13 protein-coding genes, 2 tRNA genes and 1 pseudogene are annotated in these 15008 nt (G+C 42.5%); 1 reads left to right on the top strand and 15 read right to left on the bottom strand.

All coding sequences use genetic code 11. The features are described 5' to 3' along the window. Window positions 1-6 precede the first annotated feature (6 nt). The 10 genes from nusA to rlmE form a co-directional block, all read right to left on the bottom strand. Window positions 7-1506, bottom strand: coding sequence for a transcription termination factor NusA (nusA, locus tag AAEZ00_RS11955; RefSeq protein WP_101032516.1), 1500 nt, complete (start codon window positions 1504-1506; stop codon window positions 7-9). Window positions 1507-1537: 31 nt separating this feature from the next. Next, window positions 1538-1993 carry a ribosome maturation factor RimP gene (gene rimP, locus AAEZ00_RS11950; protein ID WP_124012077.1) on the bottom strand — a complete coding sequence of 152 codons (456 nt, stop codon included), beginning with the start codon at window positions 1991-1993 and terminating at the stop codon, window positions 1538-1540. 170 nt (window positions 1994-2163) lie between these two features. After that, window positions 2164-2239, bottom strand: a tRNA-Met gene (locus tag AAEZ00_RS11945). A gap of 81 nt (window positions 2240-2320) precedes the next feature. Continuing rightward, window positions 2321-2407, bottom strand: a tRNA-Leu gene (locus AAEZ00_RS11940). 13 nt (window positions 2408-2420) lie between these two features. Next, complete coding sequence (gene secG / locus AAEZ00_RS11935; protein ID WP_101032518.1) at window positions 2421-2756, bottom strand: preprotein translocase subunit SecG; 336 nt, start codon at window positions 2754-2756, stop codon at window positions 2421-2423. Between the two features lie 4 nt (window positions 2757-2760). Then, window positions 2761-3543, bottom strand: a complete 783-nt coding sequence (gene tpiA, locus AAEZ00_RS11930) for a triose-phosphate isomerase (RefSeq protein ID WP_101032519.1) — start codon at window positions 3541-3543, stop codon at window positions 2761-2763. A gap of 138 nt (window positions 3544-3681) precedes the next feature. Then, entirely contained in the window at window positions 3682-5019 is a 1338-nt protein-coding gene (gene glmM, locus AAEZ00_RS11925) for a phosphoglucosamine mutase (protein WP_124012078.1), read from the bottom strand. Between the two features lie 249 nt (window positions 5020-5268). Then, window positions 5269-6048, bottom strand: a complete 780-nt coding sequence (gene folP, locus AAEZ00_RS11920; RefSeq protein WP_283107413.1) for a dihydropteroate synthase — start codon at window positions 6046-6048, stop codon at window positions 5269-5271. Between the two features lie 123 nt (window positions 6049-6171). Continuing rightward, on the bottom strand, window positions 6172-8142 hold the full coding sequence (ftsH, locus tag AAEZ00_RS11915; RefSeq protein WP_101032522.1) for an ATP-dependent zinc metalloprotease FtsH: 1971 nt from the start codon (window positions 8140-8142) through the stop codon (window positions 6172-6174). Window positions 8143-8187: 45 nt separating this feature from the next. Then, complete coding sequence (gene rlmE / locus AAEZ00_RS11910) at window positions 8188-8817, bottom strand: 23S rRNA (uridine(2552)-2'-O)-methyltransferase RlmE (protein WP_101032523.1); 630 nt, start codon at window positions 8815-8817, stop codon at window positions 8188-8190. Between the two features lie 90 nt (window positions 8818-8907). Here rlmE and yhbY point away from each other — a divergent pair, with 90 nt between their 5' ends. After that, window positions 8908-9207: a ribosome assembly RNA-binding protein YhbY gene (gene yhbY, locus AAEZ00_RS11905; protein WP_101032524.1), complete on the top strand. Its 300-nt coding sequence runs from the start codon at window positions 8908-8910 to the stop codon at window positions 9205-9207. Window positions 9208-9301: 94 nt separating this feature from the next. On the opposite strand, the pseudogene AAEZ00_RS11900 reads toward yhbY, so the two are convergent. From AAEZ00_RS11900 to carB, 5 genes and pseudogenes are all read right to left on the bottom strand, one after another. After that, window positions 9302-9805, bottom strand: a pseudogene (locus tag AAEZ00_RS11900) (protein translocase subunit SecF); the annotation flags it as partial. A gap of 223 nt (window positions 9806-10028) precedes the next feature. After that, window positions 10029-10100, bottom strand: a complete 72-nt coding sequence (locus AAEZ00_RS11895) for a hypothetical protein (protein ID WP_351077038.1) — start codon at window positions 10098-10100, stop codon at window positions 10029-10031. Between the two features lie 253 nt (window positions 10101-10353). After that, entirely contained in the window at window positions 10354-10620 is a 267-nt protein-coding gene (locus AAEZ00_RS11890) for a hypothetical protein (protein WP_351077015.1), read from the bottom strand. Window positions 10621-11061: 441 nt separating this feature from the next. Next, window positions 11062-11538 carry a transcription elongation factor GreA gene (gene greA, locus AAEZ00_RS11885; RefSeq protein WP_101032525.1) on the bottom strand — a complete coding sequence of 159 codons (477 nt, stop codon included), beginning with the start codon at window positions 11536-11538 and terminating at the stop codon, window positions 11062-11064. 228 nt (window positions 11539-11766) lie between these two features. Further along, window positions 11767-14988 carry a carbamoyl-phosphate synthase large subunit gene (gene carB / locus AAEZ00_RS11880; protein ID WP_124012081.1) on the bottom strand — a complete coding sequence of 1074 codons (3222 nt, stop codon included), beginning with the start codon at window positions 14986-14988 and terminating at the stop codon, window positions 11767-11769. Between the last annotated feature and the right edge of the window lie 20 nt (window positions 14989-15008).

Here is a 15008-nt window from a genome sequence, read left to right as displayed (position 1 = left end):
ATCGACTTATGCTTCTTCGCCAAACCAACAGATATTGCGGGCAGCCATGATGAGCTCACCTGCTTTTTCTTCTGTTAATTCTTCAATATCAATTAAATCGTCAATACCTTGCTCGGCCAAGTTTTCTAAAGTCACTACACCTTTGCTCGCAAGAACGTAAGCTAAATGTCTTTCTAATCCTTCCAATGCTAGTAAGTCATCACTTGGCTCTGCACCATCTAACGCTTCTTCAGACGCTAATGCTCTTGTCGAGATTGCCGCCTTTGCACGTTCACGTAATGCTTCAACGATTCCTTCGTCGAAACCTTCTATTGCTAATAGTTCAGATTCTGGAACATAAGCAACTTCTTCTAACGAAGTGAATCCCTCATCAGCCAAAACGGCTGCAAAATCTTTATCTACATCCAGATAATCCACAAACAAGTCAATCACTTTCGCACTTTCGGCTTGGTGTTTTTTGTTCAGGTCTTCAACGGTCATTACGTTTAGTTCCCAACCAGTAAGTTGAGTCGCTAAACGTACGTTTTGACCATTACGGCCAATAGCCTGTGCCAAACTGTCAGCTTCTACAGCGATATCCATCGAATGGTTATCTTCATCCACAATGATAGATGCTACATCAGCTGGCGCCATGGCATTGATCACATATTGTGCCGGATTATCATCCCACATCACAATATCCACTCGCTCGCCGCCTAATTCGTTTGATACGGCTTGCACACGTGCACCACGCATACCAACACAAGCACCTATAGGGTCAATGCGACGGTCATTTGATTTAACCGCGATTTTAGCACGAGCACCTGGATCACGAGCAGCACCCATGACTTCGATCAACTCGTCATAAATCTCTGGCACTTCAACCCGAAATAGCTCAATTAACATTTCAGGCTTACTGCGAGTTAAAAACAACTGCGCGCCACGAGCCTCTGGACGTACTGAGTACAATAATGCACGTACACGGTCACCAGGACGGAAAGATTCACGGCTGATTAAATCTTCTTTAAATAACACACCATCGGCATTGTTACCTAAATCGACAACCACACTTTCTCGTGTACTTTTCTTCACCACGCCGGTAACAATTTCACCTTCACGCTCAATAAATTGTTCAACAATTTGTGCACGTTCAGCTTCACGTACTTTTTGCACGATAACTTGTTTAGCGGTTTGAGTGGCGATGCGGTCAAATGCAACTGAGTCAATTTGATCTTCGATAAACTCACCCACTTGAATCTCTGGTTCTTCATAACGAGCGGCTTCAAACGTAATTTCGCTGTATGGATTTTCCAGAACTTGACCTTGATCATCAACAACCAACCAACGACGGAAGGTGTCGTAATGGCCTGTTTTACGATCAATGGCTACACGAACTTCAATATCGCCTTCGTATTTTTTCTTTGTTGCGGTAGCCAGTGCAATTTCTAGCGCTTCGAAAATTTTCTCGCGCGGAAGGCCTTTCTCATTGGAAACCGCTTCTGCGACTAGCAGGATCTCTTTATTCATTTGGTCTTGCCTCGTTCTTCACCTGAAACTATCAAAACTTAGCGATAATGCTGCCTTTACGGATATTATCCAAAGCAACAATCAAGTCTTTACCATCAACGGTGATGGTGAGCATTTGCCCATCAACGCTATTGATGACGCCTTTTAAATTACGACTACCGGCAACAGGCATAGTCAATTGTACTTTTGCATCTTCACCTACATAGGCCACATATTGCTCAGCGGTAAATAAGGGTCTATCTACGCCAGGTGAAGAGACTTCTAATGTATATTCTGTAGAAATAGGGTCTTCAACATCCATAACTGCGCTAACTTGACGACTGGCTTCTGCACAATCTTCAATATTGATGCCATTCTCGTGCTCAATAAAAACACGTAATATTGAATGACGACCAGCTTGAATATACTCAATGCCCCATAGTTTAAAGCCTAACGCTTCAACAGGTACTGTTAACATTTCAACTAGCTTGGATTCTATTGTTGCCAAAAATGACCCCCAAAAAAACAGAAAAAGGGCTAGTAGCCCCCATTGCAATCCGTATAAAACACGGACATTTAAAAGTCTATATAACAAAAAACCCCGTAATCACGAGGTCATTTTATTATAAAACCTGTAAATTGTAATTTATCTTCTCTAGAAGTTAAATCACAAGGAGCTGGTTGCGGGGGCCGGATTTGAACCGACGACCTTCGGGTTATGAGCCCGACGAGCTACCAACTGCTCCACCCCGCGTCAACTCATGCAAGTATATTGATTTACTCTATATCTTGCAATAACTAATCAAACGCTATCCATGATTTGTTAGTTTAAATTTGGTGCCGAGAGCGGGACTTGAACCCGCACGTCCGTTAAGACACAGCCACCTCAAGGCTGCGCGTCTACCAATTCCACCACCTCGGCGACACCTGGTATACTAGTCAGGAATTTTCGTTTCTGACTGTTCGGTTTGCACAGGCGCATCATCAATGATTTGCTCTGCTGCTGGACCTAAATCTTGCCACTGATCATTTTCTTGAGTGTGATTAGCACTTAAATTACCAATCACTAAACTCAATGCAAAGAAACCAATGGCTAATACTGCAGTACTGCGGGTCAGGAAGTTACCTGAGCCACTTGAGCCAAATAATGTGCCTGAAGCACCGGCTCCGAAAGATGCACCCATATCGGCACCCTTTCCTTGTTGGATTAAAATTAAGCCGATAAGACCTAACGCTACCACCAAGTATACAACTATAAGAACTTCGTACATATAATTATGCGCTCATCGCTATGGTACATAAACTTAAAAACTCACTTGAGTTCAAACTTGCACCGCCAATCAGACCACCATCAACATCAGGCTGGGCAAATATATCTGCCGCATTGCTTGGGGTGACACTACCACCGTAAAGAATCCTGATATTCTCTCCTATAAAAGGAGACACTTCAGAGAGGCGACTGCGAATAAACGCATGTACTTCTTGTGCCTGCTCTGGTGTAGCGCTCTTACCTGTCCCTACTGCCCATAAAGGTTCGTAGGCGATAATTGCGTTATCAAAAGCCATGGTACCGTTTTTTTCAATTACTATATCAAGCTCTTCGGCAATCACCTCAAAGGTACGTCTTGCTTCACGAGCCGGTCCTGATTCACCTACACATAAAATCGGTGTCAGACCATTTTTTTGTGCTGCGGCAAATTTCTCTGCCACTATATTACTCGTCTCTCCGTACATACGGCGACGTTCGGAATGGCCGATAATGACATATCGACATCCAGAATCTTTTAGCATCTGCCCGGATATTTCGCCGGTGTAAGCACCAAAATCATGATGACTAAGATTTTGTGCGCCCATTCTAACAAGCGCTCCGTCTAAGGTTTGCTTATTGGCTTCAAGCAGCTGCCGAACACTTTCAAGATAAATTGAAGGCGGGCATAAAACCACTTCAGCTGAATCATTTTGGAGCTTGGTAGCAAACTTCTTAAATAGCTCTTGGGCCAAGGCCGAATTACCATTCATTTTCCAGTTACCAGCGACCATAGGACGTCTGAGTGCCATTCACTGTCTCCTCTGAAAGCGGCGTGAATAATAGCGAACCACTTATCAAGTTACAAGAGCTAAAAGGGGAATATTTCACATAAGCTGTCGAAGCGGCTACTTTTTGAGCGAGCAACAACAAATTGAATATTCAAATAATTAACATGCTGCCTTTACCGCGTCAGCAATACGGTTTGCATGTGCAAGCACTTGCGGATGGTCATCCCCCTCAACCATAACCCTGATTAACGGTTCTGTTCCCGACTTTCGCAATAATACTCGCCCACGAATACCTAATTGTTGCTCAACATCAGCTTGCGCTGATCTCACAGCATCAGTATCCAGCGGGTTTGAGTTTCCTTCAAAACGGACATTTACCAATACCTGCGGCAACATCTTTATTGATTCAGTCAATTGTTCAAGTGATGCTTTTTGACGTCGCATTGCAGCTAACACTAGAATACCTGCAACAATGCCATCACCGGTGGTGCCATGATCGAGATTAAGAATATGGCCAGAGTTTTCACCTCCGATACGCCACTGTTTCTCTTTGAGTATTTCCATGACATAGCGGTCACCGACCTTTGAGCGAACAAAAGGAATATCAAGCGCTTGTAATGCTAAATCTAACCCTAGGTTAGACATTAACGTGCCCACTACACCGCCTTTTAAAATACCACGTTTTTGAGCATCTACCGCTAAAATATATAAGATTTGATCACCATCAATCACGTCACCGCGGCTATTTACCATCATAATGCGATCGCCATCACCATCTAATGCGATACCTAAATCCGCTTTTTCGGCTAATACCGTTTCACAAATTTTAGCCATAGAGGTTGCGCCGACTTTGTCATTGATGTTTATGCCGTTTGGCTTATCGCCAATAGTAATCACATCAGCACCCAATTCACGAAATACATTAGGAGCTATGTGGTAGGTTGCACCATGTGCACAATCAACAACAATTTTCAAACCTTCAAGTGTTTGATCCGCTGGAAAATTCCCTTTGCAATATTCAATATAACGCCCTGCAGCATCTTCAACTCTTCGAGCCTTGCCTAATAAATGAGATTCAACACACACTAACGGCTTTTCAAGTTCAGCCTCTATTTCTAGCTCAATGGCATCATCTAGTTTACTGCCATTGTTTGAGAAAAACTTGATACCGTTATCATAATATGGATTATGTGACGCACTGATCACCACGCCAGCTTCCGCGCGAAATGTGCGAGTTAAATAAGCAACCGCGGGGGTAGGCATTGGACCAAGTAACAAAACGTTGAGTCCCGCAGCTGACAATCCAGCCTCTAAAGCCGATTCAAACAAGTAGCCGGAAATGCGGGTGTCTTTACCAATAATCACTTTTTGGGTGCCATTGCGAGACAATACCCGCCCTGCAGCCCAACCGAGCTTCAATGCCAGCTCAGGGGTCATTTTACCCGCCCCTACTCTGCCGCGAATACCATCGGTTCCAAAAAACTTTCTTTGCTTCACAGGTCCCCACTTAAGTGATTTGACTCTACTTAACCTTATCTCACGTTAAGAGATAGGGTAAGTAAGTTTCAATAAGACTATTCACCAATTTAATATCAAACTTGCCATTTTTTGCTCACAAGACACATTGACTTGCAATAGCTAGCCTATTGCCAGTCAATGCAACACAGATAGCAGAACAAACAGCGGTTTGATAACCATTGATTATCCCATTCTGTGGTTACTTATAACGTTATCATGCCGATGTCGCTATATATTGGCCATTGTTTCTGACATCACCTTAAGTACATCGGCAGTTTCTGGAACATCATGGACTCGTATAATATGCGCACCTTGTTGAGCAGCAATTAATGCCCCAGCAAGACTACCAGCAAGGCGTTGATCGATATCGCGCGCTAACAGGTCACCAATCATGCTTTTTCGCGACAGACCAACCAATAAAGGTAAGTGAAACTCATGTAATCTTGGTAATGTCGCTAATAGGCGGTAATTATGCGCTAAAGTTTTGCCAAAGCCAAAACCTGGATCGAGAATTAAGCGTTCTCGCTCAATTCCGGCGGCTTCGCAGTAAGCAATACGCAATTCGAAAAAAGCAACCACCTCATCAATCACATCCTGATACTCAGGTTCATCTTGCATGGTTTGCGGCTCGCCTTGCATGTGCATCAAGCAAATAGGCACATCTAACGTAGCGGCCATGGCTAATGCACCAGGCATTTGTAATGCGCGCACATCATTGATCATATTGGCACCGGCATCCACAGCCTGCTCCATCACTTCAGGTTTGCTAGTATCGATTGAAATCCATACATTGTGTGTTTTAGCCGTGTATTCGATGATAGGAATAACACGAGCGATCTCTTGCTCAAGAGTGACTTCAGCAGCACCAGGTCGAGTTGACTCTCCACCCACGTCAATAATTAATGCACCTTGTTCCACCATATCGTCGACATGGCGACAGGCTTGTTCAAATCCGATATATTCGCCGCCATCAGAAAAAGAATCAGGGGTCACGTTTACAATGCCCATCACTACAGGTGCTGATAAGTCGAGGGTTTTATTGGCATGAGTTAATTGAAACACAGGTATTGTCCTACATAAGGTTAAAAAAAAGAAAACCCCTTGCGGGGTTTTCTTTATTCACTAAATTATTTATTTAGCTGGTGATTCATCCGTTTCACTCGTGTCGGTTTTAGCGTCACTAGTATCGGCTTTAACCTCATCGACAGGTGTTTCAACTTCAGATTTAGGCGTGCTATTGCCATTATCTTTATCGTCAGATGATTCATCTTTTTGCCATTCAGCAGGCATACGCACTTCACGTCGCTTCATCAAATCATCAATTTGCAACGAATCAATCGTTTCATATTTCATCAGCGCATCTTTCATCGCATGTAAAATATCCAAATTGTCGTTTAGTAACGTTTGTGCCCGTTGATAGTTTTTATCAATAAACACTTTAGTTTCTGAATCAATTAGTGTCGCAGTCTCACCCGACATAGCCTTAGATTTACCCATACTGCGGCCTAAGAAAACTTCGTTTTCTTCTTCTGCATAGAGTAAAGGACCCAGTTTATCGGAGAAGCCCCATTGGGTAACCATGTTACGGGCAATCGACGTCGCGTATTTGATATCTTGCGACGCTCCAGTAGACACTTTTTCAGTGCCGTAAATAATCTCTTCAGCTAAACGTCCACCATAGGCAACTGAAATCTGTGATTCAAGTTTGCGACGGCTTTGGCTGACAGCATCGGCTTCCGGTAGGAAGAAAGTTACCCCTAATGCACGTCCACGCGGAATAATAGTCACTTTATGCACAGGATCATGCTCTGGTACTAAGCAGCCTACAATCGCATGTCCAGCTTCATGATAAGCAGTCATCTCTTTGTCCGCTTCAGACATCACCATAGAACGGCGCTCAGCACCCATCATGATTTTATCTTTAGCACGCTCGAACTCTTCCATACCAACAACACGACGATTACCACGAGCAGCAAACAACGCAGCTTCGTTAACAAGGTTGGCTAAGTCTGCACCAGAGAATCCTGGCGTACCACGAGCAATAACACTTGCTTTAACATCGTCTGACAAAGGCACTTTACGCATATGCACTTTAAGGATTTGTTCACGACCACGCACATCAGGCAAGCCGACAACCACTTGACGGTCAAATCGACCTGGGCGAAGCAATGCAGCATCAAGAACATCAGGGCGGTTAGTTGCCGCGATAACGATAACACCTTCATTACCTTCGAAACCATCCATCTCAACCAGCAGTTGGTTTAACGTCTGCTCACGCTCATCGTGACCACCACCAACACCAGCACCACGTTGGCGACCTACAGCATCGATTTCATCGATAAAAATGATACAAGGCGAAGATTTTTTAGCTTGTTCGAACATGTCACGCACACGGGATGCGCCAACACCAACAAACATTTCCACAAAATCAGAACCTGATATGGTAAAGAATGGCACCTTAGATTCACCGGCAATCGCCTTAGCTAGCAAGGTTTTACCCGTACCTGGTTGCCCTACCATCAACACGCCAGTAGGAATCCGACCGCCTAGCTTTTGGAACTTGGTTGGGTCACGTAAATAATCAACCAGTTCTTTTACTTCTTCTTTTGCTTCATCACAGCCAGCAACATCAGCAAAGGTGGTTTTAATTTGGTCTTCGCTCATCAGTTTGGCTTTACTTTTGCCAAACGACATTGCGCCTTTTCCACCACCGCCTTGCATTTGACGCATGAAGAATATCCAAACCCCAATCAACAGTAACATCGGGAACCATGAAATAAAGATTTGGGTTAAAAAACCTGACTCTTCAGCCTCTTGGCCTTTCATGGTGATACCTTTGCGATCAAGATCATTAATTAAATCTTGGTCAACAATAGGCATAATAGTGGTGAACTTTTCGCCGGTACGTTTAGTCCCTTCAATTGTTCGTTGGTCGCTTTTTATTTCGACCGTGTTAATTTGACCATTTCGAACATTGTCCAAAAAGGCGGAATAATCCATCTTCTGCGTATTCGAAGAAGAGGGGGAATAACCCTGAAACACTGACATCAGTACAACAGCGATGACAACCCAGAGAATTAAATTTTTTGCCATGTCACTCAATTTACTAGACCTCTTAACAGTCCTGCGATTATTAACGTTAGACTACTACAACTTGTAACCAGTCGCCACTAAGTAGACTTCTCGAGAGCGTGCTCTAGAGGAGTCTGGTTTACGGGTTTTTACTACTTTGAATGCCTGTTTAACTGTTTTTATGTAGTCGTCAAAGCCCTCCCCCTGAAAGACTTTAACAGCAAAACAGCCGTTGGGCGTCAACACTTGATGACACATATCTAACGCTAATTCAACTAAATACATACCTTTAGGTTGATCAACAGCATCCGAACCACTCATGTTCGGGGCCATATCTGATAGTACCACATCCACTTTATCTTGACCTACACGCTCAAGCAATGCTTCGAGTACTTTGTTTTCTCTAAAATCACCTTGAAGGAAATCAACACCAACAATCGGATCCATTGGTAAAATATCACAAGCAATGACTTTACCTTTGTCGCCAGCAAGTTTAACGGCCACTTGCGACCAGCCACCCGGTGCTGCACCTAAATCAACAACTGTCATCCCCTGTTTTATCAAGTGATCTTTTTGTTGGATCTCTTCTAACTTAAATGCTGCTCGTGAACGTAAACCGCGTTTCTGGGCTAATTTCACATAGTGATCATCAAAGTGTTCTTGCATCCAGCGACTTGAGCTCGCCGTACGTTTTTTTGTTGTCATTAAAATTCCGCAACGATTCAGAGTTACATAAGGTGTATATAAGGGTAGAATACCCGTTTTTCAACAGTAACTCAGCAAAAGTTGGTACAAATGAACTTAACAACCAAACAAAAACAGCATTTAAAAGGTCTGGCGCACAGTTTAAAACCAGTGGTGCTGCTTGGTGGCAATGGACTAACTGAAGGTGTTCTGGCTGAAATTGATAGCGCGCTTACACATCATGAATTGATTAAAGTAAAAGTAGCCTCTGCCGACAGAGAGCTCAAAAATGCCATCGTTGACGCCATTGTACGTGAAACCCAGTCTGCGAAAGTGCAACTTATCGGTCATGTCTTAGTCATTTTCCGTCAGTCTGCCGAAATGAAGATTGCTTTGCCTAAAGCCAAATAATCTCGCATTCTTTTATAAAAAGCCGCTGAATTCAGCGGCTTTTTTATTAGAGATGAATTATCATTAATCAAGGATGGTTGGGTAAAGGAACGACTTAATAATGTTGTGCCTTTAATCCTAAAAATTCAGGCAAGGTAGCATCAATTGAAAAAAATGACCAAGTACCTGTAACGATCCCAATAAATAATGCGATTAAATTCCCTCCAATAGTGCTCCACCCATTATCCGTAATCCATAATCCATAATCAATAATGCGTATACAGTTTATAATGTAGTCTCTGATGTCACCATTGAGCTCAAAAAAGTCGACTTAATAGCGCCATTATTAATGTCCGGCACATCCCACAAAGGCTTTGTAATAAGTTGTTTACCCATCTTATTTTCGATAATAGAGTCATTAAACGAGTAAGCTAAAATAGCCGCCAGTACGGTTAAATTTGATTCCATTTGGCTTACCGCAAAAAACCAACACAAACACCACATCATATACCAGAGCCAATAACGCACCAGAAGCTGTACGCCACTCAAAGCGAAAACTTGAATATTCCATAATACACGGCATAGCCATTAGACAACACAAGCCACCTTTGACGACCAATTATTGATCGACTTAAGACCCCCCCGTTGCTGCATAATACGTTAATACATTATTTAATACGGCTAATACCATTTTGAGATCAAAACGTTTATTTTTAATAAGAATATCGGCACCATTTATTGCCACAAACAAATTATCTTGTTGCTGTTCGATGCGTAACCTGTTGATCCCCGCTTAATATAGCAGATGATGGAATTGCTCTACTGTCAGTGATTGGGCCGGGTTAATTGTGAGTGTACCGCGACTCTTCACCATACCAAGACGCTAATGCACTCATAAACAAGATGATTAATATGCTAATTAATAACCAGTATTTCCACTGAGAATAATGATTTAATTAATGCGTTTTCGATTTGGATTTCATAATATTTGATCTCACTAAATCGAGGTGAGTTAAGCCTGGATAAAAAATGTATAGCCAGTAATGAGCGGTTTTAACCAACTCATCTATCTACAGTAAAGCTCATTAGTAAAGCTAATGACGTTTTCAATCAATGCAGAAAATCGTTAGCTGATGTGAGCGTGTCACTTAAGGCTGTTGGTTTATGTCAACGCACATCACTATCAATTGAACTATCAATTGAACCATCGACTAACTGAACTGAAGACAGCATTATATCAAGAGAGGTTAAACTTATTGGCTGTTGACAAATACGATCATCTGTCACCGTATCCACATCATATGGGTAAGAGTATCCAGGAGACGTAGCAAATGGCACCGACGCTAACACCAACACGTGGCTATTGATGAGAAAGATTGAACACAACCCCACAATTACCAGCATGAGTAGTATACGAGCCCATGGAAACGTCATAATGACCTTATTTTATCAAACGACATAGTTGCTAGTATTTGAAATCAAAATGTCGAAATATAATTTAAATAGAAGATAGAAGATAGAACATAATTTCAAAGCAATGTTTCAACGGGATCTGTCAACGGAATGTTTCAAAAAATGTTGTATTTTGCCCGATAAAATGTAACAGCAATGTAAATCCAGGCGATAATATCTGTTGCACCTTTAATGTGCAAATGAATTTTTTTACATTTATTTTGGTCTATATGGAATGCACTCTGTTTGTAATAGATATAAAAAAGCACTAAATAGTATTCTATTTAGTGCTAGGTCAGGCTAGTGATCATTTATATCGATAATGGATTTAGCATAAAATAAAATAAATACTTAACCGGCTTTTTTAATTTAACAATTAAAACATATTGTTAGAAAATATTTACCCTAGCTGACTCACATCGCTTAAATATATTTAACCGCAACGATCTCATAATCAGTCAAGCCACCGGGTGTGGTAATCGATACTTCATCGCCTTCACTTTTACCAATTAATCCACGTGCAATCGGTGAATTAACAGAAATTAAATTTTGTTTAATTTCTGCCTCGTCATCACCCACAATACGATAGGTCACTTCGGCATCCGTATCCAAGTTCAAAATAGTCACTGTAGTACCAAAAATGATCCGGCCGGTATTGTCTAATGTGGTGACATCAATAATTTGAGCATTAGATAATTTACCTTCAATGTCACGAATACGCGCTTCACAAATCCCCTGATCTTCACGGGCAGCATGGTATTCTGCATTTTCTTTTAAATCACCTAATTCACGCGCAGAAGCAATCGCTTCGGTAATTTTTGGACGGCGATCGAACTTTAATATTACCAGTTCTTTACGTAGTTGATCTGCGCCAATTACAGTCATTGGGACCTTACTCATAATGTCTTTGTCTCCTTTAAAAACAAAAGCATCCCGTGCTGACAAAATCAACACAGTCAAAATTCAGTTGGAAGTACGCATTCTAGTTAGCATGCGTCTCTTGGATGCATCTTTTAGATGATGGCAGACAGCTTACCTAAGCTTTTACCGACTTGCTAGTCATGCTTCACCAAAATGTCATAAAAAAGGTCGCCTAATGGCGACCTTAATCATTAGCACACAATAAAGTTAACCTTTAATGCGTTTGTGTAACTCTTGCACTGAGGTCACTTTGATACGATCATCTGCAGCATGCGCTAAACACGTCGCAAAAGCGGCATTTAATGTCGTAGTGTAATTTACCTTATAGCGCAATGCTCCACGGCGGATCTGGCGAGAGTCTTCAATGGCTTGACGACCTTCTGTGGTGTTAACAATGTAGGTATATTCACCATTCTTAATACGATCAAGAATGTGTGGACGACCTTCATGTACCTTGTTAACTAAACGAGGATTAATCCCAGCTTCACCCAAGATAATGGCGGTACCATGAGTGGCATCAATTTGATAACCTAGCTCAATTAACTTAGAGGCTAAATCAGCAACACGTTTTTTATCACTATTACGCACAGATAATAACGCACGACCAGACTTAGGTACTTCAGATGTGGCACCCAGTTGTGCTTTTGCATACGCTTCAGCAAAAGTATCGCCAACGCCCATCACTTCACCAGTTGATCGCATTTCAGGACCTAACAGTGGATCAACACCTGGGAACTTGTTAAATGGCAATACCACTTCTTTGACAGAGAAATAAGGTGGGATCACTTCTTTGGTAAAGTTTTGTGAAATCAGGCTTTGGCCAACCATGACACGCGCGGCAATTTTAGCTAAAGGAACACCTGTCGCTTTAGACACAAACGGGACGGTACGGGCTGCACGTGGATTAACTTCAATCATATAGATTTCGTTATCTTTTACCGCAAACTGCACGTTCATTAAGCCGATTACGCCTAACTCAAAAGCCAATTTAGAGACTTGGTCACGCATTCTCGCCTGAACATCAGCACTTAAGGTATAAGGTGGTAATGAACAACCTGAGTCACCAGAGTGAACCCCTGCTTGTTCAATGTGCTCCATAATGGCGCCAACCACCACAGTTTCACCGTCACATACAGCATCTATATCCACTTCAATGGCATCATCTAAGAAGTGATCAAGTAATACTGGTGATGCATTAGAGACTTTAACCGCTTCATTAAAGTAGCGCAGTAAATCTTGCTTGTCGTAGACGATTTCCATCGCACGGCCGCCCAACACATAAGATGGACGAACTACCAGTGGATAACCGATAATTTCAGCTTCAATCACCGCACTTTCAACCGTCGTCACGGTAGCATTTTCAGGCTGCTTCATGTTTAAACGTTGAATCGCTTGTTGGAAGCGTTCACGGTCTTCTGCACGGTCAATCGCATCAGGACTGGTACCGATAATCGGTACGCCTGCGGCTTCTAATTCTCGCGCGAGTTTAAGCGGGGTTTGACCACCGTATTGTACGATTACGCCTTTTGGCTTTTCGATACGCACGATTTCGAGCACATCTTCTAACGTTACAGGCTCAAAGTACAAGCGATCAGATGTGTCGTAGTCGGTTGATACCGTTTCAGGGTTACAGTTAACCATGATGGTTTCATAACCGTCTTCGCGTAATGCTAATGCCGCATGGACACAACAGTAATCGAACTCAATACCTTGTCCGATACGATTCGGTCCACCACCCAGAATCATGATTTTTTCACGGTTCGATGGGTTAGCTTCACACTCTTCTTCATAGGTTGAATACATGTAAGCTGTATCAGTTGAAAATTCAGCAGCACAAGTATCTACACGCTTATAAACTGGGTGAATTTCATGGCGATGACGTAGTTTACGAATTTCACTTTCATTGACACCTAACACATCGGCTAAACGCGCATCAGAGAAACCTTTACGCTTTAATTGGCGTAAGTAGTTTTTCTCTAAACCTGACATACCCAGTTCAGCGACTTTCGCTTCTTGGTTAATCAAATCTTCGATTTGAACCAAGAACCAATGGTCAATATTAGTCAATGTGAAAATATCGTCACGACTTAACCCTGCACGGAATGCATCAGCGATGTACCAAATACGATCACAACCCGGCTCTTTTAATTCATGACGAATACGTTGCATAGCTTCGGGTGATTGTAAATCAACAACCGAATCAAAACCGTTACGACCCACTTCAAGGCCGCGTAAGGCTTTTTGCAATGACTCTTGGAAAGTACGGCCAATAGCCATTACTTCACCCACAGACTTCATTTGCGTCGTTAAGCGGTCATTTGCACCAGCAAACTTTTCAAAATTAAAACGCGGTATTTTGGTGACAACGTAGTCGATAGCAGGCTCGAACGATGCGGGTGTTTTACCACCAGTAATGTCGTTACTTAGCTCGTCTAATGTGTAACCGACAGCCAGTTTTGCGGCGATTTTAGCAATCGGAAAACCAGTCGCTTTAGAGGCTAATGCAGATGAACGAGATACGCGTGGATTCATCTCAATAATGACCATACGGCCCGTATCAGGACAAATACCAAACTGTACGTTTGAACCACCGGTTTCAACACCAATTTCACGCAATACGGCTAAAGAAGCGTTTCGCATTAATTGATATTCTTTGTCGGTAAGGGTTTGTGCTGGCGCAACGGTAATTGAGTCACCGGTGTGAACACCCATTGGGTCAAAGTTTTCGATAGCACAGACGATAATACAGTTATCGTTGCGGTCACGAACCACTTCCATCTCATATTCTTTCCAACCAATTAATGATTCATCAATCAATAATTCGTTAGTTGGCGACAAGTCTAAGCCTTGAGAACAAATCTCTTCAAACTCTTCTTTGTTGTAAGCAATCCCCCCGCCGCTACCACCCATGGTGAAAGACGGACGAATGATACAGGGAAAGCCCACCATATCTAATACGCCATAAGCTTCATCCATGTTATGCGCAATTCCAGCACGAGGACAATCTAACCCAATAGATTTCATCGCTTTGTCGAAACGACTGCGGTCTTCAGCTTTATCAATCGCATCCGCTGTCGCACCAATCATTTCAACATTAAACTCTTTTAGCACTCCTTTTGCTTCAAGCTGAAGGGCGCAGTTCAGTGCAGTTTGTCCACCCATAGTCGGTAGAATTGCATCAGGACGCTCCTTGGCAATGATGTTGCGTACCACTTCCCAATGTATTGGTTCGATATACGTTGCATCGGCCATTTCAGGGTCGGTCATAATGGTCGCAGGATTAGAGTTGACCAAAATGACACGATAGCCTTCTTCACGAAGCGCTTTACAGGCTTGCGCACCTGAATAATCAAACTCACACGCCTGACCAATAACAATTGGACCGGCACCTAGGATAAGAATACTTTTTATATCTGTACGTTTTGGCATTGCGTCGTCTTCTCCCAGAT

It is taken from the genome of Shewanella sp. S1-49-MNA-CIBAN-0167 (genome assembly GCF_040310145.1).
GTDB classification, from domain to species: Bacteria; Pseudomonadota; Gammaproteobacteria; order Enterobacterales; family Shewanellaceae; genus Shewanella; species Shewanella psychromarinicola.
The sequence above is the reverse complement of the archived record's forward strand: the minus strand, read 5'-3'. Positions and strand labels throughout refer to the sequence as shown.